This is a genomic window from Methylobacterium frigidaeris (assembly GCF_022179185.1).
Lineage (GTDB): Bacteria > Pseudomonadota > Alphaproteobacteria > Rhizobiales > Beijerinckiaceae > Methylobacterium > Methylobacterium frigidaeris.
In genome coordinates, this window is record NZ_BPQJ01000009.1 from 140,517 (window position 1) to 161,576 (window position 21,060).

22 protein-coding genes are annotated in these 21,060 nt (G+C 70.0%); 11 read left to right on the top strand and 11 right to left on the bottom strand.

What is annotated here, in order from left to right; translation table 11 throughout:
* Positions 1-154 precede the first annotated feature (154 nt).
* From MFF64_RS12105 to MFF64_RS12135, 7 genes are all read right to left on the bottom strand, one after another.
* Positions 155-1,282: a branched-chain amino acid ABC transporter substrate-binding protein gene (locus tag MFF64_RS12105; protein WP_099901093.1), complete on the bottom strand. Its 1,128-nt coding sequence runs from the start codon at positions 1,280-1,282 to the stop codon at positions 155-157.
* A gap of 153 nt (positions 1,283-1,435) precedes the next feature.
* Complete coding sequence (locus MFF64_RS12110; RefSeq protein ID WP_238190903.1) at positions 1,436-1,789, bottom strand: DUF6867 family protein; 354 nt, start codon at positions 1,787-1,789, stop codon at positions 1,436-1,438.
* Positions 1,789-2,571 carry an ABC transporter ATP-binding protein gene (locus tag MFF64_RS12115; RefSeq protein ID WP_099902842.1) on the bottom strand — a complete coding sequence of 261 codons (783 nt, stop codon included), beginning with the start codon at positions 2,569-2,571 and terminating at the stop codon, positions 1,789-1,791. Before MFF64_RS12115 ends, MFF64_RS12110 begins: the two co-directional genes overlap by 1 nt.
* Complete coding sequence (locus MFF64_RS12120; RefSeq protein ID WP_099902844.1) at positions 2,568-3,182, bottom strand: LysE family translocator; 615 nt, start codon at positions 3,180-3,182, stop codon at positions 2,568-2,570. Before MFF64_RS12120 ends, MFF64_RS12115 begins: the two co-directional genes overlap by 4 nt.
* Positions 3,179-4,039: an ABC transporter ATP-binding protein gene (locus MFF64_RS12125; protein WP_099902846.1), complete on the bottom strand. Its 861-nt coding sequence runs from the start codon at positions 4,037-4,039 to the stop codon at positions 3,179-3,181. Before MFF64_RS12125 ends, MFF64_RS12120 begins: the two co-directional genes overlap by 4 nt.
* The gene (livM, locus tag MFF64_RS12130; protein WP_238190905.1) at positions 4,039-5,457 is read right to left on the bottom strand and encodes a high-affinity branched-chain amino acid ABC transporter permease LivM; all 1,419 of its coding nucleotides are present in this window, start codon (positions 5,455-5,457) and stop codon (positions 4,039-4,041) included. Before livM ends, MFF64_RS12125 begins: the two co-directional genes overlap by 1 nt.
* Positions 5,457-6,377: a branched-chain amino acid ABC transporter permease gene (locus tag MFF64_RS12135; protein ID WP_099904196.1), complete on the bottom strand. Its 921-nt coding sequence runs from the start codon at positions 6,375-6,377 to the stop codon at positions 5,457-5,459. Before MFF64_RS12135 ends, livM begins: the two co-directional genes overlap by 1 nt.
* 227 nt (positions 6,378-6,604) lie before the next feature.
* Here MFF64_RS12135 and MFF64_RS12140 point away from each other — a divergent pair, with 227 nt between their 5' ends.
* The 10 genes from MFF64_RS12140 to MFF64_RS12185 all read left to right on the top strand — a co-directional run bounded on the left by MFF64_RS12140 (position 6,605) and on the right by MFF64_RS12185 (position 16,416).
* On the top strand, positions 6,605-7,084 hold the full coding sequence (locus tag MFF64_RS12140; RefSeq protein WP_099904198.1) for an SRPBCC family protein: 480 nt from the start codon (positions 6,605-6,607) through the stop codon (positions 7,082-7,084).
* A 261-nt stretch (positions 7,085-7,345) separates the two neighbouring features.
* Positions 7,346-7,840, top strand: coding sequence for a (2Fe-2S)-binding protein (locus MFF64_RS12145; RefSeq protein WP_099904199.1), 495 nt, complete (start codon positions 7,346-7,348; stop codon positions 7,838-7,840).
* 310 nt (positions 7,841-8,150) lie between these two features.
* Positions 8,151-10,520, top strand: a complete 2,370-nt coding sequence (locus MFF64_RS12150) for a xanthine dehydrogenase family protein molybdopterin-binding subunit (RefSeq protein WP_238190915.1) — start codon at positions 8,151-8,153, stop codon at positions 10,518-10,520.
* Positions 10,521-10,535: 15 nt separating this feature from the next.
* Complete coding sequence (locus tag MFF64_RS12155; RefSeq protein WP_238190916.1) at positions 10,536-11,336, top strand: FAD binding domain-containing protein; 801 nt, start codon at positions 10,536-10,538, stop codon at positions 11,334-11,336.
* A 291-nt stretch (positions 11,337-11,627) separates the two neighbouring features.
* Positions 11,628-12,545 (top strand): AAA family ATPase, encoded by a 918-nt coding sequence (locus MFF64_RS12160; RefSeq protein ID WP_238190918.1) that lies wholly within the window; start codon positions 11,628-11,630, stop codon positions 12,543-12,545.
* Positions 12,542-13,750 (top strand): vWA domain-containing protein, encoded by a 1,209-nt coding sequence (locus MFF64_RS12165; protein ID WP_238190920.1) that lies wholly within the window; start codon positions 12,542-12,544, stop codon positions 13,748-13,750. Before MFF64_RS12160 ends, MFF64_RS12165 begins: the two co-directional genes overlap by 4 nt.
* 45 nt (positions 13,751-13,795) lie before the next feature.
* Positions 13,796-14,119 (top strand): XdhC family protein, encoded by a 324-nt coding sequence (locus MFF64_RS12170; RefSeq protein WP_099900934.1) that lies wholly within the window; start codon positions 13,796-13,798, stop codon positions 14,117-14,119.
* On the top strand, positions 14,116-14,814 hold the full coding sequence (locus MFF64_RS12175; RefSeq protein WP_238190922.1) for an XdhC family protein: 699 nt from the start codon (positions 14,116-14,118) through the stop codon (positions 14,812-14,814). The genes MFF64_RS12170 and MFF64_RS12175 overlap by 4 nt, the downstream gene beginning before the upstream one ends.
* On the top strand, positions 14,811-15,830 hold the full coding sequence (locus tag MFF64_RS12180) for a molybdopterin-binding protein (RefSeq protein ID WP_238190924.1): 1,020 nt from the start codon (positions 14,811-14,813) through the stop codon (positions 15,828-15,830). Before MFF64_RS12175 ends, MFF64_RS12180 begins: the two co-directional genes overlap by 4 nt.
* Entirely contained in the window at positions 15,823-16,416 is a 594-nt protein-coding gene (locus tag MFF64_RS12185; protein WP_099899656.1) for a nucleotidyltransferase family protein, read from the top strand. Before MFF64_RS12180 ends, MFF64_RS12185 begins: the two co-directional genes overlap by 8 nt.
* Before the next feature lie 4 nt (positions 16,417-16,420).
* On the opposite strand, the gene MFF64_RS12190 is transcribed toward MFF64_RS12185, so the two are convergent.
* From MFF64_RS12190 to MFF64_RS12200, 3 genes are all read right to left on the bottom strand, one after another.
* Complete coding sequence (locus MFF64_RS12190; protein WP_165795516.1) at positions 16,421-16,831, bottom strand: hypothetical protein; 411 nt, start codon at positions 16,829-16,831, stop codon at positions 16,421-16,423.
* Positions 16,832-17,129: 298 nt separating this feature from the next.
* Positions 17,130-17,750 (bottom strand): exopolysaccharide biosynthesis protein, encoded by a 621-nt coding sequence (locus MFF64_RS12195; RefSeq protein WP_099899658.1) that lies wholly within the window; start codon positions 17,748-17,750, stop codon positions 17,130-17,132.
* A gap of 372 nt (positions 17,751-18,122) precedes the next feature.
* Entirely contained in the window at positions 18,123-18,392 is a 270-nt protein-coding gene (locus MFF64_RS12200) for an usg protein (protein WP_099899660.1), read from the bottom strand.
* 356 nt (positions 18,393-18,748) lie between these two features.
* Here MFF64_RS12200 and bcsS point away from each other — a divergent pair, with 356 nt between their 5' ends.
* On the top strand, positions 18,749-19,501 hold the full coding sequence (gene bcsS / locus MFF64_RS12205; RefSeq protein ID WP_238190927.1) for a cellulose biosynthesis protein BcsS: 753 nt from the start codon (positions 18,749-18,751) through the stop codon (positions 19,499-19,501).
* Here bcsS and MFF64_RS12210 read toward each other — a convergent pair.
* A complete protein-coding gene (locus tag MFF64_RS12210; RefSeq protein ID WP_238190929.1) occupies positions 19,424-21,025 on the bottom strand; it encodes a cryptochrome/photolyase family protein in 1,602 nt (533 codons plus the stop codon). The two genes, bcsS and MFF64_RS12210, sit on opposite strands and share 78 nt — an antisense overlap.
* Between the last annotated feature and the right edge of the window lie 35 nt (positions 21,026-21,060).

The following is a 21,060-nucleotide window of genomic DNA, read 5'->3' on the forward strand; positions in this document are numbered from 1 at the left end:
AGGTGCCGGGCGCGCTGATGGCCTTGTAACGCTCGCTGTGCATGTAAGGTGAGGCGATGGGACGCGCAAGCCGGGCCGGTGACGAACACACGGCTTCGTCAACGGAAAAAGGCCCGGCGCGCGAAGCGCCGGGCCGATTCGGCGATGCCGGCTGTTACTGGGTCAGCTCGTTGCCGGTGTAGTCGATCCGGCCGTCGCCGCCCTTCTTCCACATGTACATCACGTAGTCGGGACGGGTGATATCACCCTTCTTGTCGTAGGAGATGTCGCCGATCACGGTCTTGAACGGCTTGCCCTCGTGCATGTAGGCCGCCACCTTCTTGCCGTCGGTCGACTTGGTGGCCTCCATGGCATCCTTCAGGATCTGCACGGCGGCGTAGGAGTAGAGGGTGTAGGCCTCGGGGTCGATGTTCTTGGCCTTGAAGGCCGCGACCACGTCCTTGGCGTTGGGGTTCTTGCGGGCATCCGGCGAGAAGGTCATCAGCGTGCCGTCGGCGCCCGGGCCGGCGATCTGGGCGAATTCCTTGTCGGTGATGCCGTCGCCGCTCATCAGCGGGGCGTTGAGGCCCTGGTCCCGCATCTGGCGCACGATCAGGCCGGCCTCGGTGTGCAGGCCGCCGTAATAGACCACGTCGGCCTTGGCTTGCTTCAGCTTCGAGACGAGGGCCGAATAATCCTTCTCGCCCGGGTTGATGCCCTCGAACAGCACGTCCTTGCCGCCCTTGGCCTTCAGGGTCTTCAGGGTCTCGTCGGCGAGGCCGCGGCCGTAGGGGGTCTTGTCGTGGACGAAGGCGATGTTCTTGCCCTTGAACTTCTCGGCGAGCCAGGTACCGGCGACCGCACCCTGCTGGTCGTCGCGGCCGCAGGTGCGGAAGGTGTTCCACAGCTTGCGGTCGGTATATTTCGGGTTGGTCGAGGCCGGGGTGATCTCGACGATGCCGGACTCGGCGTAGACGTCGGAGGCCGGGATCGAGACGCCGGAGTTGAAGTGGCCGACCACGGCCTTCACGCCCTCGGCGGCGAACTTGTTGGCGACCGAGACGCCCTGCTTCGGGTCGGAGGCGTCGTCGCCGATGACCAGAACGATCTTCTGACCGTTGATGCCGCCGGCCTTGTTGATGTCGGCGACGGCCTGCTCGGCGCCGTTCTTGAGCTGGGCGCCGAAGGCGGCGTTGGCGCCGGTGATCGGGCCGGCGACGCCGAGCTTGATCTGGGCCTGCGCCGATCCGGCCCAGGCGAGGCCGGCCGCGAGGGCGAAGCCGGCCAGTAGCGTGCGCTTCATCTCTGTACTCCTCTGAGTCGACACGGGTGTTGGGCTCGCGGGCCCTTTCGGCCGGGAGACCGGGGCGTGGGGACCCCGGATCTGTGCGCCGGGGCGGACGGGCCCCGGACGATCGTGCATCCTGCACCCGTCTCGGGGCGCAGGGCAGGGGGGTCAGGCTCCCGCCTTCGCCCGCCAGGTCAGCGGACCGCTGCGCTCGTAGAGCCAGCGATACTGCGTCGTCATCTGCCGGGCGCGGGTCGCGCGGTAGCCCGCCGAGCCGATGATCAGGAGCACGATCGTGTCGACCACGTAGTAGTGCGGCGACACGAACGTGCCCTCGAACAGGGCGTGGTGGATGAAGCGCACGGCGACGCCGAGCAGCAGCAGCGACAGCACCGCCTGCCAGTACGGCTTCCAGCCGAGCGCGATACCGCGCCCGATCATCCAGGCCATCCAGCCGCCCATCACCACGGTGACGAGGAGGAAGAGCCAGATCGTGCTCTCCTCGTAGAGGATCCCCTGCATCAGTGCCGTCCCCCTTCGAGATAGGCGGCCTTCACCGACGGGTCGTCGAGGAGCTGCTTGCCGGTGCCCGACATCGTGATCGTGCCCGTCACCATGACGTAGCCACGATGCGCCAGCTTCAGGGCATGGTAGGCATTCTGCTCGACGAGGAAGACCGTCATGCCGTCGCGCTCGTTCAGCTCCTTGATGGCGGAGAAGATCTGCTTGACGATGAGCGGCGCGAGGCCGAGCGACGGCTCGTCGAGGAGCAGGAGCCGCGGCCGGCTCATCAGGGCGCGGGCGATCGCCAGCATCTGCTGCTCGCCGCCCGACATCGTGCCGCCGCGCTGGTAGAGCCGCTCCTTGAGCCGCGGGAACATCGCGCAGACCCGCTCCAGGTCCTGCTCGAAATGGGCGCCGCCGTTGACGGCCGCCCCCATCTGCAGGTTCTCGTAGACGGTCATGCGCGGGAAGATCCGCCGCCCCTCCGGCGACTGCGCCAGGTTGAGGCGGGCGATCTCGTGGGTCGGCATCTTCGTGATGTCCCGGCCCGCATAGGTGATGGTGCCCTCGCGCGCCCGCGGGGAGCCGAAGATCGTCATCATCAGGGTCGACTTGCCGGCGCCGTTGGCGCCGATCAGCGTGACGATCTCGCCCTCGTTGACGTCGAGATCGACGCCCTTGAGCGCGATGATGTTGCCGTAATAGGTCTTCACCCCGCGTACCGTGAGGAGCGGGGCCCGGGAGCCGGATTCCCGGGCGCGGGTCTCGTCCTTGAGGACGTTGATGCCGGCGACGCTCACGGCGTGCTCCGGGCGGCGGCCACGCCGGCGCCGATGAGGAGGCTGCCGCCGAGGCGGTTCATCAGCCGCACCCGGGCAGGGCGGGCGAAGAACCCGCGGGCCTGCGAGGCCGCCACGGCGTAAGCGAAGGCATTGAGGAAGGCCAGGGCGACGAAGGTCGCCTCGAACACCACCATCTGGGTCAAGAGATCCCCTTGCGGATCGAGGAACTGCGGCAGGAAGGCGACGAAGAAGGTCAGGCTCTTCGGGTTGAGCGTGGTGACGAGCCAGGAATGGGCGACCATCCGCAGGGCCGGCGCGCCGGAGCGCGGGGCGGCCTGGACCTGCGCCCCGGCCCGCCACAGCTTGATGCCGAGCCAGACCAGGTAGGCGGCGCCGCACCACTTCAGCACCGTGAACAGGGTGGCCGAGGTGGCGAGCAGCGCGCCGAGGCCGAGGAGCGACAAGGTCATGGCGGTGAGGTCGCCGAGCGCGACGCCGATCGCCGCCGGCAGGGCGGCGCGCAGGCCGCTGCCGATGGCGTAGGACACGACGAGCAGGATCGTCGGGCCCGGGATCACCAGCAGGATCGCCGAGGAGGCCGCGAAGGCGGCCCAGGTCGTCCAGGTCATACCCCCACCTCCGCCTCGACCTGCTCCACCTCGTCGTCCTCGACGCCGAGATAGGCGGCGATCACGCTCTGGTCGCTCTGGATCTCCGCCGGGGTGCCGTCGGCGATCTTGGTGCCGTAATCGAGCACCACGACGTGGTCGGAGATCTCCATCACCACCGACATGTCGTGTTCGATCAGCAGGACCGAGGTGTCGTGGTCGTCGCGGATCGCCCGCAGGAGGTCGTTGAGCAGCAACGATTCCCGCGGGTTGAGGCCGGCCGCCGGCTCGTCGAGGCAGAGCAGGACCGGATCGGTGCACATCGCACGGGCGATCTCGAGCCGGCGCTGGTCGCCGTAGGGCAGGGCGCCCGCCGGATCGTCGGCGCGGTGCATCAGGTGGATGCGCTCCAGCCACGCCTTCGCCTTCTCGACCGCGGCCGTCTCGGCCCGCCGATAGGACGGCAGGCCCAGCAGCCCCGCGATGGTGAAGCCGGAGGCCAGCATCAGGGGATTGTGCTGGGCCACCAGTAGGTTCTCCAGCACGGTCATGCCGGTGAACAGGCGGATGTTCTGGAAGGTGCGGGCGACGTGCGCGCGCCGGTTCACGGCGTATCCGGGCAGCTGCTCCAGCAGGAACTCGGCGCCGTCGCGGTGGCGCAGGGTCATCATGCCTTCGGTCGGCTTGTAGAAGCCGGTGATGCAGTTGAAGACCGTGGTCTTGCCGGCACCGTTCGGGCCGATCAGCGCCGTGATGTCGCCCCGGCCGACCCGGAACGACAGGTCGTTGACGGCGACGAGGCCGCCGAAGCGCATGGTGACGTGGTTGACCGTGAGCACGGGATCGGCCATGCGGGGGGAGGCGAAGGCGTCAGCCATCAGCCGTGGCCCTCCTTCACGAGCGAGCCCGAGATGCGCTTGCGCTCCTTGAGCACGATCGAGGGCGCACGCTCCGAGATCAGGCCGCGGGGACGCCAGATCATCATGATCACCATGGCGAGGCCGAACAGGAGCAGGCGGTACTCGCTCGGGTCGAAGCTATCGCCGAACACCGCCTTGAGGAAGCCGAGGTTGCGTAGCAGCTCCGGCCCGCCGACCATCGCGACCGCCGCGATCGCGACGCCGATCTGCGAGCCCATGCCGCCGAGCACCACGATCGCCAGAATGATCGCGCTCTCGAGGAAGTTGAAGCTCTCCGGGCTGACGAAGCCCTGGCGCACGGCAAAGAACGAGCCGGCGAAGCCCCCGAACATCGCGCCGAGCGCGAAGGCCGTGAGCTTGGTGTTGGTGGTGTTGATGCCGAGCGAGCGGCAGGCGATCTCGTCCTCGCGCAGCGCCTCCCAGGCCCGGCCGATCGGCAGGCGGCGCAAGCGGAGCGTCACGCCGTTGGTGATGAGCGCCAGCGCCAGGATCAGGTAGTAGAGGAAGATCACCCGGTGCATCGGGCTGAAATCGAGCCCGAACTTCGCCGCGAACCCGTCCTCGTCCGCCGTGAACGGGATGCCGAAGAAGGTTGCGCGGGGGATCGACGAGATGCCGGCGGCACCGCCGGAGAAGTCGGTCCAGTTGATGAGTACCAGGCGGATGATCTCGCCGAAGGCCAGCGTCACGATGGCGAGGTAGTCGCCGCGCAGGCGAAGGACCGGAAAGCCCAGCACCATGCCCCACAGGCCCGCGAACAGGCCGGCGAGCGGCAGGCAGACCCAGAACGACAGGCCGAACACCGTGGACAGGAGCGCGTAGGAATAGGCGCCGACGGCGTAGAACGCGACGTAGCCGAGATCGAGCAGGCCCGCGAGGCCGACCACGATGTTGAGGCCCCAGCCCAGCATCACGTAGGTGAGGATCAGGATGCCGAGGTCGATCCAGTAGCGCGATTCGCCGAGGCCCCCGGTGCCGAGCACCGCCAGGAGGGGAAAGGCCAGGGTCACCCCGAGGAAGGCCGGCAGCGCGTAGCCCGACATCGTCTGCGAGGCGTTCGGCGTCGCGTCGACCGCCTCCGTCGCCTGGGTCGGCGCGGGCGTGAGCGCCCGACGGGCGTCGCGGTTGGCGAGGATCAGCCGCTGTGCCAGCCGCGCGACGAAGACGATCCCGCAGAGGATCGCGACGAGACCCCAGCGCGGCACGAGGTCGAGGGCGGAGGTCTGGCTGAGGTCGGTGCGGAAGGCGACGATCGGCACGCAGAGGCCGAAGGTGACGAGCGCGAACAGCGCTGCGTCCTTGACGATCGCCGCCATGTCGTGGGCGGCGCGGTCGGCGGCGGGTGTGGCCGCCAGGGTATTGGCCGGGTTCGCCATCAGACCTTCTCGACCTCGGGCCGGCCCAGGATGCCGGACGGCATGAAGATGAGCACGATCGCGAGGATCGAGAAAGCCGCCACGTCCTTGTACTCGATGGAGAAATACGCCGACCAGAAGGTCTCGACGAGGCCGATGAGGAGACCGCCGAGCACCGCCCCGGGCAGGCTGCCGATGCCCCCGAGCACCGCCGCCGTGAAGGCCTTCACGCCGGGCGTGAAGCCGTCGGCGAACGAGACCACGCCGTAATAGAGGAGGTACATGGTGCCGGCGACCGCGGCCAGCGCCGCGCCGAGCACGAAGGTGAGCGAGATGGTGCGGTCGACGTCGATGCCCAGCAGGGCGGCCATCTTGCGGTCCTGCTCGCAGGCGCGCTGGGCCCGGCCGAGCGGCGTCTTCTGCACCAGGTACCAGAACCCGGCGAGCAGCACGACCGTGGTCAGCATGATGATGATCTGCTTGTAGGAGAGCGCCACGGCGTAGCCGTTGTCGCCGGTCCACAGCGTGATCACCTCGCGCATCATCGGCGGCGTCGGCTTGTTGCGGGCGCCCTGCACCACCTGGACGAAGTTCGACAGGAAGATCGAGACGCCGATCGCCGAGATCAGCGGCGCTAGGCGGAACGAGCCGCGCAAGGGGCGATAAGCGATGCGCTCGATCGCCCAGCCCCACAGGGCGGTGAGCACCATCGCGCAGATCAGCACGATCAGCAGGGCCAGCGCGATCGACGAGATGCCGAGCCAGGTCGTGACGATCAGGAAGGTGATCAGCGCGATGAAGGCCGAGAGCATGAACACGTCGCCATGGGCGAAGTTGATCATGCCGATGATGCCGAACACCATCGTGTAACCGATGGCGATGAGGCCGTAGATCGACCCCAGCGTCAGCCCGTTGATGAGCTGCTGCGCGAAGACCTCCATGCGGTCACGTTCTCCGTTCGCGGGCTGTTGGCCCGTGCCTCCCTGGCCGCGCGCGCCCCGTCGTCCAGGTGTCACGACCGTCCCTTGGCGTGAGGCTTAGCAAGCACCGCACCACTCGACAATCCGGGGTTGCCGGGCGGGTGTGCGAAAGCCCTGCTGGCCGCGACGCTACGGCTCCGCTACCCTTCCGGCGAAGCCCATTTCACACAAGAGGGAGGAGCGCCGCCATGGCGATGACGATGACCGGCGAGGTGCTGCTGCCGGCCGACCAGCAGACCGTGTGGGAGAAGCTCAACGACCCGGAGGTGCTCAAGCGCTGCATCCCGGGTTGCGAGACCCTGGAGAAAGTGGGGGACAACGAGCTGCAAGCCTCGGCCAAGATCGCGGTCGGCCCCGTGAAGGCGACCTTCAAGGGCAAGGTGACGCTCACCGATATCGACCCGCCGAACGGCTACCGCATCACCGGCGAGGGCCAGGGCGGCGTCGCGGGCTTCGCCAAGGGCGGCGCCGTGGTGCGGCTGGAGCCGGCCGAGGACGGCCAGACCAAGATGACCTACGACGTCGAGGCCAGCGTCGGCGGCAAGCTTGCCCAGCTCGGCGGCCGCCTGATCAACGGTGTGGCCAAGAAGTACGCCGACAATTTCTTCGACACCTTCGCCAAGGAGGTCCAGGGGAACGGCGTCGCGGGCGAGACCACCGCCGCCTGAGCCGAGCGCTTCGATCGTTCACGATCAACTTGTTGCGAGGCGAATGGGCAGGATGCCGGAAACCGGTCGAAAACGGCCGGTTTCCGCGCCAAAAAGTCGGAGCGCCGCGCCTTGACCGGCGCTTCCGGCCGGTTGACACTTGAATTCGAGCGATTCCAGAGAGGCACGGCCGGCCCGGCCACCACGAGCGACAGGGTCCGACAGACAGGACCCGCGGGTCTTCGGCCAAAGGTGTCCTGGGCCAGGAGGAGGACGTCACCCATGAGCGCTGTCAGCCTGACGGTGAACGGCAAGGCCGTGACCGCCGACATCGATCCGCGCACGCTGCTGGTGCAGTACCTGCGCGAGAACCTTCGCCTCACCGGCACCCATGTCGGCTGCGACACCAGCCAGTGCGGCGCCTGCGTCGTCCATCTCGACGGCGAGGCGATCAAGGCCTGCACCGTGCTGGCGGTGCAGTGCGACGGCCGGTCCGTCACCACCATCGAGGGCCTGGCCTCCGGCGGCGAGCTGCATCCGATGCAGGCGGCCTTCCGCGAGCATCACGGCCTCCAGTGCGGCTACTGCACCCCCGGCATGATCATGACCGCCGTGGACCTGGTGCGCCGCAAGGGCAATACCCTCGACGAGCACACCATCCGGCACGAGCTGGAAGGCAACATCTGCCGCTGCACCGGCTACCACAACATCGTGAAGGCCATCGCGGCGGGCGCCGAGAACATGGCGAGCGAGCCGCAGAAGGTCGCGGCGGAGTAGCACCATCCTGAAACCCTCCCCCCTGCGGGAGAGGGCGGTCCCTGCGTCAGCAGGGACCGGGAGAGGGGCAGCGCGACGCTGATCCAGGTGGCGCCCGTCACCACGGTGGCGACCTTTCCGGAAGCGCCGTCCCGTCTCCCGGCTCGCTCAGCTCGCCACCCTCCCCCGCAGAGGGGGGAGGGTTCACACCCCGCGCTTCAATCAAAATCGTCCGCGCCATCCGGACCAAAAACAACACGCCACCAGACCGAGGCCGGCCTCGAACCCCGACGCGCCGGCCCGTGAGGCCAGATCCGGGAGAGACACGCACATGACCGCCACCGGCATCGGCGCCTCGGTGCGCCGCAAGGAAGACCAGCGCTTCATCACCGGCAAGGGCCGCTACGTCGACGACTACAACCGTCCGGGCCAGGCCTACGCCACCTTCCTGCGTTCGCCGCACGCCCACGCCGAGATCCGCGGCATCGACACCTCGGCCGCCGCCGCGATGCCGGGCGTGGTCGGGATCCTGACCGGCGACGACCTGGCGGCCGACAAGGTCGGCGGCCTGATCTGCGGCTGGATGATCCATTCCAAGGACGGCACGCCGATGAAGGCCGGGGCGCATCCGGCGCTGGCGCAGGGCAAGGTGCGCTATGTCGGCGACCACGTCGCCGTCGTGATCGCCGAGACCCTGGCCCAGGCCAAGGATGCCGCCGAGGCGATCTCGGTCGATTACGATGTCCTGCCGGCGGTGGTCGAGACCGCGAAGGCGGCGGGCGCCAGCACCGTCGTCCACGACGTCGCCCCCGACAACACCGTGTTCAACTGGCACCTCGGCAACCAGGCCGACGTCGAGGCGGCCTTCGCCCGCGCGGCGCACGTGACAAAGCTCGACATCGTCAACAACCGGCTGGTGCCGAACCCGATCGAGCCCCGCGCCGCCGTCGGCGAGTACGACGAGGCCGAAGAAGCCTTCACCCTCTACACCACGAGCCAGAACCCGCACGTCGCGCGGCTCGTGCTCTCCGCCTTCATCGGCATCGCGCCGGAGAACAAGCTGCGGGTGGTGGCGCCCGACGTCGGCGGCGGCTTCGGCTCGAAGATCTTCATCTACGCCGAGGAGACGGTCTGCGTCTGGGCGGCGAAGAAGGTCGGCCGGCCGGTGAAGTGGACCAGCGACCGCACCGAGGCCTTCCTGTGCGACGCGCATGGCCGCGACCACGTCACCCACGCCGAACTCGCGATGGACGAGGGCGGCAAGATTCTGGCGCTCAAGGTCCACACCATCGCCAATCTCGGCGCCTACCTGTCGACCTTCTCGTCGTCGGTGCCGACCTACCTCTACGCGCCGCTGCTGTCGGGTCAGTACAACATCCCGGCGATCTACTGCGAGGTGGACGGGGTCTACACCAACACTGCCCCGGTCGATGCCTATCGCGGCGCCGGGCGGCCGGAGGCGACCTTCGTCATCGAGCGGCTGGTCGAGGTCGCGGCCCGCGAGCTGAACCAGGACCCGGCGAAGTTCCGGCGCAAGAACTACGTCAAGAGCTTCCCGCACCAGACGCCCGTCATCATGATGTACGATGGCGGCGATTACTCCGCCTCGCTCGACAAGGCGCTGGAGATCGCCGACCACAAGGGCTTTCCCCGCCGCCGGCGCGAGAGCGCCCGCAACGGCAAGCTGCGGGGTATCGGCTACTCGTCCTACATCGAGGCCTGCGGCATCGCCCCGTCGCAGGCGGTGGGTTCCCTCGGCGCCGGCGTGGGCCTGTGGGAATCGGCCGAGGTGCGGGTGAACCCGACCGGCTCGATCGAGGTGCTGACCGGCTCGCACAGCCACGGCCAGGGCCACGAGACCACCTTCGCCCAGCTCGTCTCCGACCGGCTCGGCGTGCCGATCGAGAGCGTCACCATCGTGCACGGCGACACCGACAAGGTGCAGTTCGGCATGGGCACCTACGGCTCGCGCTCCGGCGCGGTCGGCATGTCGGCCATCGCCAAGGCGATCGACAAGGTGGTCGCCAAGGGCCGCAAGGTCGCGGCCTACGCGCTGGAAGCGGGCGAGGACGACATCGAGTTCAAGGACGGCCGCTTCTCGGTCGCTGGCACCGACAAGTCGCTGGCCTTCGGCGAGGTGGCATTGCAAGCCTACGTCGCCCACAAGTTCAGCGGCGCCCAGCTCGAGCCGGGGCTGAAGGAGGGGGCGTTCTACGACCCCACCAACTTCACCTTCCCGGCCGGGATGCACATCTGCGAGCTCGAGGTCGATCCCGATACGGGAGTCGTCACGATCGAGCGCTTCACAGCCGTGGATGACTTCGGCAACGTCATCAACCCGATGATCGTCGAGGGCCAGGTCCATGGCGGCATCGCGCAGGGCGTCGGCCAGGCCTTGTTCGAGGGCGCGCTCTACGATTCCGACGGGCAGCTCGTCACCGCGAGCTTCATGGATTACCGCATGCCGCGGGCGGAGGACCTGCCCTCCTTCGAGGTCGGGATGACGGTGACGCCGTGCCCGTCGAATCCGCTCGGCATCAAGGGCTGCGGCGAGGCCGGCGCCATCGCCGCCCCGGCGGCGGTGATGAACGCTCTCACCGACGCGCTCGGCCACGAGAACATCGCGATGCCGGCCACGCCTTTGGCGGTGTGGCGGGCCGCGCAGGCGAGCCCCCACCTGCGCCCGGAAGCTGCTGAGTAATTCTGGAGAGATCCCATGTACGCTTTCGCCTACCACCAGCCGACCAGCCTCAAGGAAGCCGTGAGCCTGCTCGCCGGCGAGGACGCCAAGCTCGTCGCCGGCGGCCACACCCTGATCCCGACGATGAAGCAGCGCCTCGCCGCCCCGGGCACGCTGATCGACCTCGGCAAGGTGCCGGACCTCGTCGGCATCGAGCGCAGCCCGCGCTCGATCACCATCGGGGCGATGACCACTCACGGCGCGGTGGCCGACTCGGCGGATGTGAAGGAAGCGATCCCGGCGCTCGCCGAGCTGGCCGCGCTCATCGGCGACCCGGCGGTGCGCCACCGCGGCACGATCGGCGGCTCGGTCGCCAACAACGACCCGGCGGCGGATTACCCGGCGGCGTGCTTGGCGCTCGGCGCCACGATCAGCACCAACAAGCGCAAGCTCGCCGCGGAGGAGTTCTTCACCGGCCTGTTCGAGACCGCTCTGGAGGAGGGCGAGATCGTGACCGGCGTCTCGTTCCCGATCCCGCACAAGGCGGCCTACGAGAAATTCCGCAACCCGGCCTCGCGCTACGCCCTCGTCGGCGTGTTCGTGGCCAAGCGCCCGAGCGACATCCGCGTCACGGTGACGGGAGCCGGCTCGAACGGCGTGTTCCGCTGGACCGAGGCCGAGGAGGCGTTGGGCAAGCGCTTCGCCGCGAAGTCGCTCGAAGGGATGTCGCCCTCGGCGGGCGGGCTCAACAGCGACATCCATGCGGATGCCGCCTACCGGGCGCACCTGATCGGCGTGATGGCCCGCCGCGCGGTGCAGAAGGCGGCGGACCGGTAGGTCCCTGCGCTCAACCCTCCCCCCCCGCGGGGGAGGGTGGCGAACGGAGCGGGCAGAGCGGGACTGCGTCCCGCCGAGAGGAGCAGCGCGACGCTGATCCAGAGGGCGCCCGTCACCGCGGCCGTGCCCTGTCCGAAAGCGGCGTCCCCTGTCCCGCCCGGCATCCGCCGGGCACTCTCCCCCGCAGAGGGGGGAGGGTTTGATCGGCGGCGTTCCGCTCCAATATTCATTGTCGAAGAAACGACGCCCGGCGGAAGCCACCCCCGACCCGCGAGACGCAGCCTCCGCCGAATGACACTGTCTTCCTCGAATCTCCCCACCTCCATCGACGCCACCCAGGCGCTGCTCTCCTCCGCCGGCTACGTCGCCGACCGGGCGCTCTCCACCGTGGTGTTCCTGTCGCTCAAGCTGCAGCGGCCACTCTTCCTGGAAGGGGAGGCCGGGGTCGGCAAGACCGAGATCGCCAAGGTGCTGGCGAAGTCCCTCGGCCGGCCACTGATCCGGCTGCAATGCTACGAGGGGCTCGACGTCGCGGCCGCCGTCTACGAGTGGAACTATGCCGGGCAGATGATGGCGATCCGGCTGGCCGAGGCCGGCGGCGCGGTGGATCGCGAACGGCTCGAATCCGAACTGTTCTCCGAGCGCTACCTGATCCGCCGGCCGCTGCTCCAGGCGCTGGAGCCGGGAGAGGGCGGGGCGCCGGTGCTGCTGATCGACGAGCTGGATCGCACCGACGAGGCCTTCGAGGCCTTCCTGCTCGAAGTGCTGTCGGACTTCCAGGTCACGATCCCCGAACTCGGAACGATCCGCGCGCCCGAGCCGCCTCTGGTGATCCTGACCTCGAACCGCACCCGCGAGATCCACGACGCCCTCAAGCGCCGCTGCCTCTATCACTGGGTCGACTACCCGGACGCGGAGCGCGAACTGCAGATCCTGCGCACCCGCCTGCCGAACGCGCCGGAGGCTTTGTCGCGGGACGTGGTCGCCTTCGTGCAGGCGATCCGCAAGGAGGACCTGTTCAAGGCGCCGGGCGTCGCCGAAACGCTCGATTGGGCGACGGCCCTGGTCGAACTCGACGCTGTCGCCCTCGATCCCACCCTCGTCATCGATACGCTCGGCGTGCTGCTGAAGTACCAGGACGACATCCAGGCGATGCAGGGCGGGCGCGCCAAGGCGCTGCTCGACGAGGTGAGATCCTCCGCCGGATGAGCGAAAGCCCCGCGGGCTCCGGCCGGCTTCCCGACAACATCGCCTACTTCGCAAGAGCCCTGCGCGCCGCCGGCGTGCCGGTCGGGCCCGGCGACGTGATCGACGCCGTCGAGGCGGTCGAGGCCGCCGCCATCGGTAGCCGTGAGGACTTCTACTGGACCCTGCACGCCGTGCTGGTGCGCCGCCACGAGCACTCGGCCCTGTTCGCCGAAGCCTTCCGGCTCTTTTGGCGCCGGCGAGACCTCATCGAGAAGATGATCGCCCAGATGTCGCCGGTCGCCCCCGACAAGGCAGCGCCGAAGCCGCCGAATGCCGGCGCGCTCCGGGTGCAGGAAGCCCTGTCGCCCAAGACCGAGCGACCGAAGCCGAAGGTCACCGAGGAGGATCTCACCACCGTCACCCTGTCGGTGTCCCAGGCCGAGGTGCTGAAGGCCAAGGACTTCGCCCAGATGAGCACCGATGAGGTCGCCCAGGCTCGCCGTCTCATCGCAGGGCTTCGGCTCCCCGACGACGCGACCCGGACCCGGCGGTTCGAGGCGCGTCCGCGCGGGCGCATCGACCCACGGCGCAGCTTTCAGCGCACGGTGCGGGCGGGCGGCGCCATCGATCTCGCCTTCCGGGCACCGCGTGAGCGGCCGCCGCCGATCGTGGCGCTCTGCGACATCTCCGGCTCGATGGCGGAGTATTCCCGCCTGTTCCTGCACTTCCTGCACGCCCTCTCCGAGCAACGCCGGGTGCACAGCTTCGTCTTCGCGACGCGGCTCACCAACATCACGCGGGAACTCGCCCGCCGCGACCCCGACGAGGCGCTCGCTCGCGCCAGCGCCCGGGCGCAGGACTGGGAGGGCGGCACCCGCATCGCCGAGGCGCTGCATCTGTTCAACCGGCACTGGTCGCGCCGGGTGCTCGGGGGCGGCGCGGTGGTGCTGCTGTTCACCGACGGGCTCGAGCGCGAGGTGACGCCGGAGCTGACCCACGAGATGGACCGCCTGCGGCGCTCGTGCCGGCGCCTGGTCTGGCTCAACCCGCTCCTGCGCTTCGAGGGGTTTTCCGCCCGCGCCAGCGGCATCCGGGCGATGCTGCCCCATGTCGATGATTTCCGGCCGATCCACAGCCTGTCGGCGATGGCCGACCTCTGCCGCGCGCTCGGCGCGCACCAGCCGCGCGGCCGCGAGCCGAAGGCGTGGTTGCGCGAGGCTGGCTGAGACCTCACTTCTGTAAGGGGCTAACGCCCCTGGAGACGTTGTCCGATGCTGTCGACAGACACCGACATCCTCGCCACCGCCGAGGCCTGGCGCGAGGCCGGCCGCGGCGTGGCGCTTGCCACCGTGATCGAGACCTGGGGCTCGGCCCCGCGCCCGGTCGGCAGCCACCTCATCATCGATGAGGAGGGCAACTTTCTCGGCTCGGTCTCGGGCGGCTGCGTCGAGGGCGCGGTCATCGCCGAGGCGGCCGACGTGATCGAGGACGGCCAGCCCCGGGTGCTCGAATTCGGCGTGGCCGACGAGACTGCCTGGCGGGTCGGCCTGTCCTGCGGCGGGCGCATTCGCGTACTGGTCGAGCCGGTCGCGTGAAGCTCGACATCCTGCGGGAGATGAACCGGGAGCGCGCCGCCCGCCGCGCCGTCATCCTGATCACCGATACGACCGACGGCGGCCAGCGTCTGGTGCGCGAGGCCGAGGCCGATCACGATCCTCTCGCGCCGGAACTGCTGGCGCGGTTCCGCTCGGGCAAGAGCGGGATCGTCGAGGCCGAGGGTCGCTCGCTGTTCCTCACCGTGCAGGTGCCGCCGCCGCGGCTCGTGGTGATCGGCGCGGTCCATATCAGCCAGGCGCTGGCCCCGATGGCACGCCTGACCGACCTCGACGTCACCATCATCGACCCGCGCACCGCCTTCGCGACGCCGGAGCGCTTTCCGGACGTAAACCTGCTGCCGCTCTGGCCGGACGATGCCCTGGCGCAACTGCCGCCGCTCGACCGTTACACCGCGCTCGCGGCGCTCACCCACGACCCGAAGATCGACGATCCGGCACTCGTCGCGGCGCTCAAGGTGGAATGCTTCTATGTCGGGGCGCTGGGCTCGCGGAAGACCCATGGCCGGCGCGTCGAGCGCCTGACGGCCGCCGGCCTGACGAGTGAGCAGATCAGCCGGATCGCCGCGCCGATCGGGCTCGATATCGGCGCGGTCAGCCCGGCCGAGATCGCCGTCTCGACTCTGGCGCAGGTGATCGCGGCCCTGCGCCAGGACCGCCGCCGGGCACCCACATGAGGTTCGGCCCGGTTCCGATCACCGAAGCCGCCGGGCTGATCGCCGCACACTCGGTCCGCGCCGGTGATGCGGTGGTGAAGAAGGGCCGGCCGATCGCCGTCGAGGATGCGGCGCGTCTCGCGGCCGCCGGCATTGCCGAGGTCGTGGCAGTGGCCCTCGAACCGGGGGATGTCGGCGAGGACGAGGCGGCGGAAAGGCTCGCCGCCGCGGTCGCCGGGATCGGCGTTACCGTCGAACCGCCCTTCACCGGCCGGGCGAACCTCCACGCCGCGCGAGCTGGCCTGCTCTGTCTCGACGAGGCGGCGATCGCGGCCGTGAACCGCGTTGACGAGGCGGTGACCCTCGCGACCCTGGTGCCGTTCAAGCCAGTGGTGCCCGGCGAGATGGTGGCGACGGTCAAGATCATTCCCTACGCGGTTCCGGGCGCGGTGCTCGACCGGGCGCTCGCCGCGGCCGCGCCGGCGATCCGGGTGGCGCCCTACCGCCTGACCCGGGTGGCGGCGATCTCGACCCTCCTGCCGGGCCTGAAGGCGAGCGTCGTCGACAAGACCCTGCGCACGCTCGAATCCCGCCTGAGCCCCGCCGGGGCCCGGATCGTGGGCGAGGCCCGCGTGCCGCACGAAGCCGGCGCCGTGGCGCGCGCGCTGCGCGACGCGGTCGAGCGGGACGGCGCAGAACTCGCGGTGGTGTTCGGCGCCTCGGCCATCGCCGACCGGCGCGACGTGATCCCGGCCGGGATCGAGGCGGCCGGCGGGATCGTCGACCATCTCGGCATGCCGGTCGATCCCGGCAACCTGCTGCTGCTGGGCCACCTGGGTCAGGTACCGGTGATCGGGGCGCCGGGCTGCGCCCGCTCGCCGAAGGAGAACGGCTTCGACTGGGTGCTTCAGCGGCTCCTCGCCGGCCTCCCCGTCACCCGCGACGACATCGTCGGCTTCGGGGTCGGCGGGCTCCTGATGGAGATCGTCTCGCGGCCCCAGCCCCGGGACGGCGGCGAGAGCGCCGACGATGCCTGAGCCGATCGGCACGGTGCTGCTCGCCGCCGGCCGCGGCACACGCTTCGGCGCGAGCCCGAAGCTCCTGAGCCCGCTCGACGGCAAGCCGCTGGTGCGTCACGCGGCGGAGGCCGCGGTCGCGGCCGGGCTCGGGCCGGTGGTGGCCGTGCTCGGCCATGCGGGCGAGGCGGTGCGCGACGCGCTCGCCGGATTGCCGCTGACGCTCGTCGAGAATCCTGATTACGCCGAAGGCTTGTCGACCTCGCTGCGCGCCGGGCTCGGCGCCATGCCGCAATCGGTGTCGGCGGCGCTCGTGCTCCTCGGCGACATGCCGCGGGTCGGCCCTGGCCTGCTGGTGCGGCTCGCCGACGCGTTCCGCGCCGCTCCGGTCGCCCCCTCCGCGGTCGTGCCGGTACGGGACGGGCAGCGCGGCAACCCGGTGCTGCTCAACCATCGCCTCCTCGGTCCGGGCCTCGCCATCCTCACCGGCGACCGTGGTGCCGGCCCGCTGCTGGCGCGACGCGACGATGTCCTGGAACTGCCGGTGGACGAGGCCGGCGTGCTGATCGACGTCGATACGCCGGCGGCTCTGGCGGGCCTGACCTGATCGATCAGGTTGTCAGCCGCGAGGTGAGCACTCGCCGGCCGGCCACGGCGAAAAGCACCGCGACGGCGCCCTCGAACCACCGCCGCAGGCGCGGGTAAACGCGGGCCATCCGGCTGTTCGAGAACAGCCAGGCGTTGCCGCCGGAGATCAGGGTGCTCTGCAAGCCGATCGCAGCGATCACCAGCGCCAGTTCCGCCGGTGCGATGTCCGCGGCGACAGGCCGATTGTGTCGAGGAAGCCGAAGAGGAGGGATCGCTTCCGGGTCGGTCAGATGCAGGGCGAAGCCCCTGGCATAGGGGGCGTGACGCCGAGACCTCGGCGGCTTTCCGTTCCGCGGCCGCCGGCCCCGGATCGCGCGGCACGCCGATTTGAAAGCCAGGAACAGGAGAGAGGCGCTGCGGAGATCACGCAGCACCTCCAGGGTCCAGGCGCTCCAGGCCGTCGCCAGCCCGAGCGCTGCGGCGACCGACCCGGTCCGATGCCGAGGGCGAGGCCCGTCCGGCGCCCGGCCTGCATCGCGGTGTCGGCGATCGCCGGCGTCGCCGGACCGGGACTCGCCGGGGCGAAGGCCGCCGAGAGGATCGGGGGTGACCGAGAGGGACGTCGCGTCGGGCCGTCTGTGATGCGCCGCGCCACGCCCGGCACCCGCGACGGGGCCGCAGCCCGTCGGGGCTCCGGTCGCGTCCTGACCTCACCGGGACGTGAGGGCCGTCTCACAGCCCCGCGGCGGCGCCGATGTTCAGGAGCCCGATCACGGCGGTGAAGACCGCGTAGACGAAACCGAGATTCAACGCCACGCCGAGGACGCCCACACCGAGGCCTGCCGCCACCACGATCCCGTCGCGCTCGACGAGGCCGAGGCCGACCAGGGTCACGGCGAGGCCCAGCGGGATCTGGCCGACCAGGGGGGCGGCGACGATCAGCACCAGGGAGAGCGCCAGGAGAAGCAGCCCCATGGTGCGCATGCCGATGTCGTTCTCGAACACCCGCAGCCGCGGCCGCGACCAGCGCTCGAGCCGGCGCAGCAGCGGGACGGCGCGGGACACCGCCCGCTGCAGGTCGGCCCGGGCGATCGAGCGGCCGAGCAGCGCGCGAGGCAGCCAGGGCGCCGACATGCCGGCGGCGATCTGCGCCGCCACCAGGGCGAGGAGCAGGCCGCAGATCAGCGGGATCGGCGGCGGCATCGGCAGGCAGTTGGGCAGGCCGAGCAGCACCACGAGGAGGGCGAAGGCCCGGTCGCGCAGGACCGCCACGATGTCGCCGACGGTCAGCCGCTCGGTCTCCTGGGCGGCGAGGACGGTCAGGACCTCGGAAGTGCGGGCGAATTGCGTCACGGGGCTCTGGCCGTCCGGTGCCGGGGAGGCGCCCCCTTGCGGGATCGCGGCACCCTCGACGGAGGGCACGGCACTCGCCGGCGGGGTCACGGCGCCCCGGGCCGGGGTCGCCCGGCCCCCTCTAGCCCACTCCGCCGCCCGGGCCAACCCGCGCGCGTGGGTTGTGCCCGCGCCGAGATCGGCGCGGACCGGCCCGGCGGCGAGAAGGGGGCCGAGCCGCCGTCGAAGCGGCCCGGCCGCGGAGAGGATGCGCCTGTGCATGGTTCACCGACGTGAGCGCCGCGCTGCGAGAGCGCGGCCGTTACGGGCCTCTCACACGGCCAACCGGGCAATCGTAGGGCAGACTCCAAGAAAAATGCCGGGCTGCCGGATTCAGTGCAGCGTCAGCACCCCGTTCACGGCGCGGAACTCCGCCGGCTTGATCAGGCGCGAATGGGCCACCCGGACCGAGTGCAGCGGTCCATCCAGCTCGCGCTTCCAGAAATCCAGGAAGCCGGTGAGCACCGGGAAGCGTGGGGCGAGGTCATAATCCTGCCAGACATAGGTCTGCAGCACGCCGGGATGATCGGGGATGCGGTAGAGGATGTGGGCCGTGGTCAGCCCGTATCCCTCGATCTGCTGCCGGAACTCCTTAGAGACCATGACACCTCCTGAGTGGTTGACGATCCTTCTCGGGTGCGTAGCGCTTTGCCGACCAAGCGTCCGATGATGCAGTTAATCAATGGTTACGCTCAAGCGGAAACAGAGGTTAATGCGTTGATTTTTCAGGCAATGGCAGCCTCCTCGCGTGAGTGCTGACAGTCTCGGGTCGCCCGCCGCCTCGGATCCGGCCGGGGATATCTCGAATGACGGGCCGGGAGGGCCGGGCCCGGTCCGGTGCACGCAGTCGGACGAGGATCGCGCGCCGCCGAGCACGTGTAGCGTAGTCCTCGTGGCAGCTTGACGTTACGTTCCATGGAAAAGATATTTCCAGGATCGCAACGATAGACCCGGCTCCCGTGCCTCGTCCCCCATTTCCTCCCGTTCTGCTCTGTGCGGCGGCCGGTCTCGCCTGCCCGGACGGCGCGTTCGCCGACGAGCGGGAGGAGGTACGGACCGTGCTGTTCGGCAGCCTGGATGCGGGCCGCTCGACCTTCGTCAGTACCGGGGCCAAGGTGGCGCCAGGCGGGATCGCCCGGGACGGGTTCGTGGCCCTCGCGACCCTTGGCTACGGCCTGCGGCCGGAGCGCGATTGGTGGGGCGACCCGCGGGCGAAGGCCGGCGCGACCCCGCCCCGCACCCTGCGCCACACCGTGCAGGCCGGCGCCCTGGCCGGATGGCAGTGGATGCGCGACTGGGGCGTCGCCGCCCTGTTCGCCGGGCCCGAACTTGCCTTCGAGGTACTGGACAGTCCCGGCACGAGGCGGCTGCCGGCACCGCGCCCCGGCATGCGCGTGCAAGGAGAGCTGTGGGCCCGGCCGACCGAGGCGACGCTCGTCACCGCGACGCTGATCGGCGGGACGGCCCGCTGGAGCGCCTGGGGCCGGGTCTCCTGGGGCGTCCGGCTGCCCGCGCTGGGAGCCACCTATCTCGGTCCCGAGGCCGCCCTCTACGCCGACCGGACCGGCTACCGCAAATGGAGCCTCGGCCTCCACGCCACCGATTTCGCGGTGGCGCAGGTCAGCTTTCGCGTCTCAGCCGGCTGGGTCTACGAGGAACAGATCCGGCGCCCGGGCGCCTACGGCACGCTGACCGCCTGGCTGCCCCTCTGATGTATCGAGGGAATCGAGGAAGCGGGCGGCGTCGGCCACGATCGCGTCCCGGCGCGCCGGCGGCATCGTGTCGAGGGTCCGATACGGCATGGCGAGGCGCTGGTTGCCGCGCAGGCGATCGCCGTTCGCGATCAGAAAGTTCCAGTACAGGTAGTTGAACGGGCAGGCCGTCTCGCCGCCCTTCTTCTTCACGTCATAGGCGCAACCGCGGCAGTAATCCGACATCCGGTCGATATAGGCGCCGGAAGACGCGTAGGGCTTCGAGCCGAGGAGCCCGCCATCGGCCCAGAGCGCCATGCCGTGGACGTTGGGCAGCTCCACCCACTCGTAGGCGTCGGCATAGACGACCAGGAACCATTCCTCGACCTGGCGCGGCGCCAGGCCCGCCAGGAGCGCGAAGTTGCCCAGCACCATCAGGCGCTGGATGTGGTGGGCATGCGCATGGGCCTTCGTATCGCGCACGCATTCGGCAAGGCAGGCCATGGCGGTCTCGCCCGACCAGTAGAACCACGGCAGGTCGCGGGTGGCGTTCAGCGCATTGGTCTCCGGATAATCCGGCATCCGCGCCCAGTAGAGCCCGCGCACGTATTCGCGCCAGCCGAGGATCTGGCGGATGAAGCCCTCGGCGGCGTTGAGGGGTGCGGTGCCCTCGCGCCAGCGTCCTTCCGCCGCCCGGCAGACCTCCTCGGCGTCGAGGAGACCGAGATTGAGGGCGGGCGCGATCAACCCGTGATAGAGGAAGGGCGTGCTCGCCCGCATCGCGTCCTGGTAGTCGCCGAACTCGGGCAGGCACTCGTCCAGGAAGTGGCGCAGGGCCGCGAGGGCCTCGGTGCGGGTCACCGGCCAGCCGAACCCGTCGAGATCGCCGAAATGGCCGGGGAAGCGGCGGGCGACGAGGTCCATCACACCCCGCGTCACCGCGTCGGGCGGGAAGCGACGGCGCTCCGGCACGGCGTGGCCGGGGGGCAGGCGGCGGCGGTTGTCGTGGTCGAAGTTCCAGCGTCCGCCCACCGGCTCGCGCCCCTCCATCAGGAAGCCGGTGCGCCGGCGCATGGCGCGGTAGAAGGTCTCCATCCGGAGTGTCTCGCGTCCCTCCGCCCAGCGGGCGAAGACCGGCCGCGGGCACAGGAATCGGGTGTCGTCCCGGATCTCGACGGGCAGCCCGAACCGCTCCTCCCAGGTTCGCATCATCGCCTCGACCCGCCACTCGCCGGCTTCGGTCACGACGATCCGGTCGGGCCGGCGGCGGGCGACGGCCCGTGCGAGCTCGCCCGTGAACGAGCCGGCATTGCCCGGATCCTCGAGGGCGACGTAGTCGACCGCGATGCCGCGCCCACGCAATTCGGCCGCGAAGTGGCGCATGGCTGAGAAGACCAGCACCAGCTTCTGCTTGTGGTGGCGCACATAGGTCGCCTCCTCGAGGACCTCGACCATCAGCACCGTGTCGGCGCCGGGATCGAGGTCGGTGAGGGTGGCGAGCCGGGGATGGAGCTGGTCCCCGAGCACGAGGCGGAGCGTGCGCATGCCTGGTCAGCCTCCGGCCCGCGGACGCGAAGGAT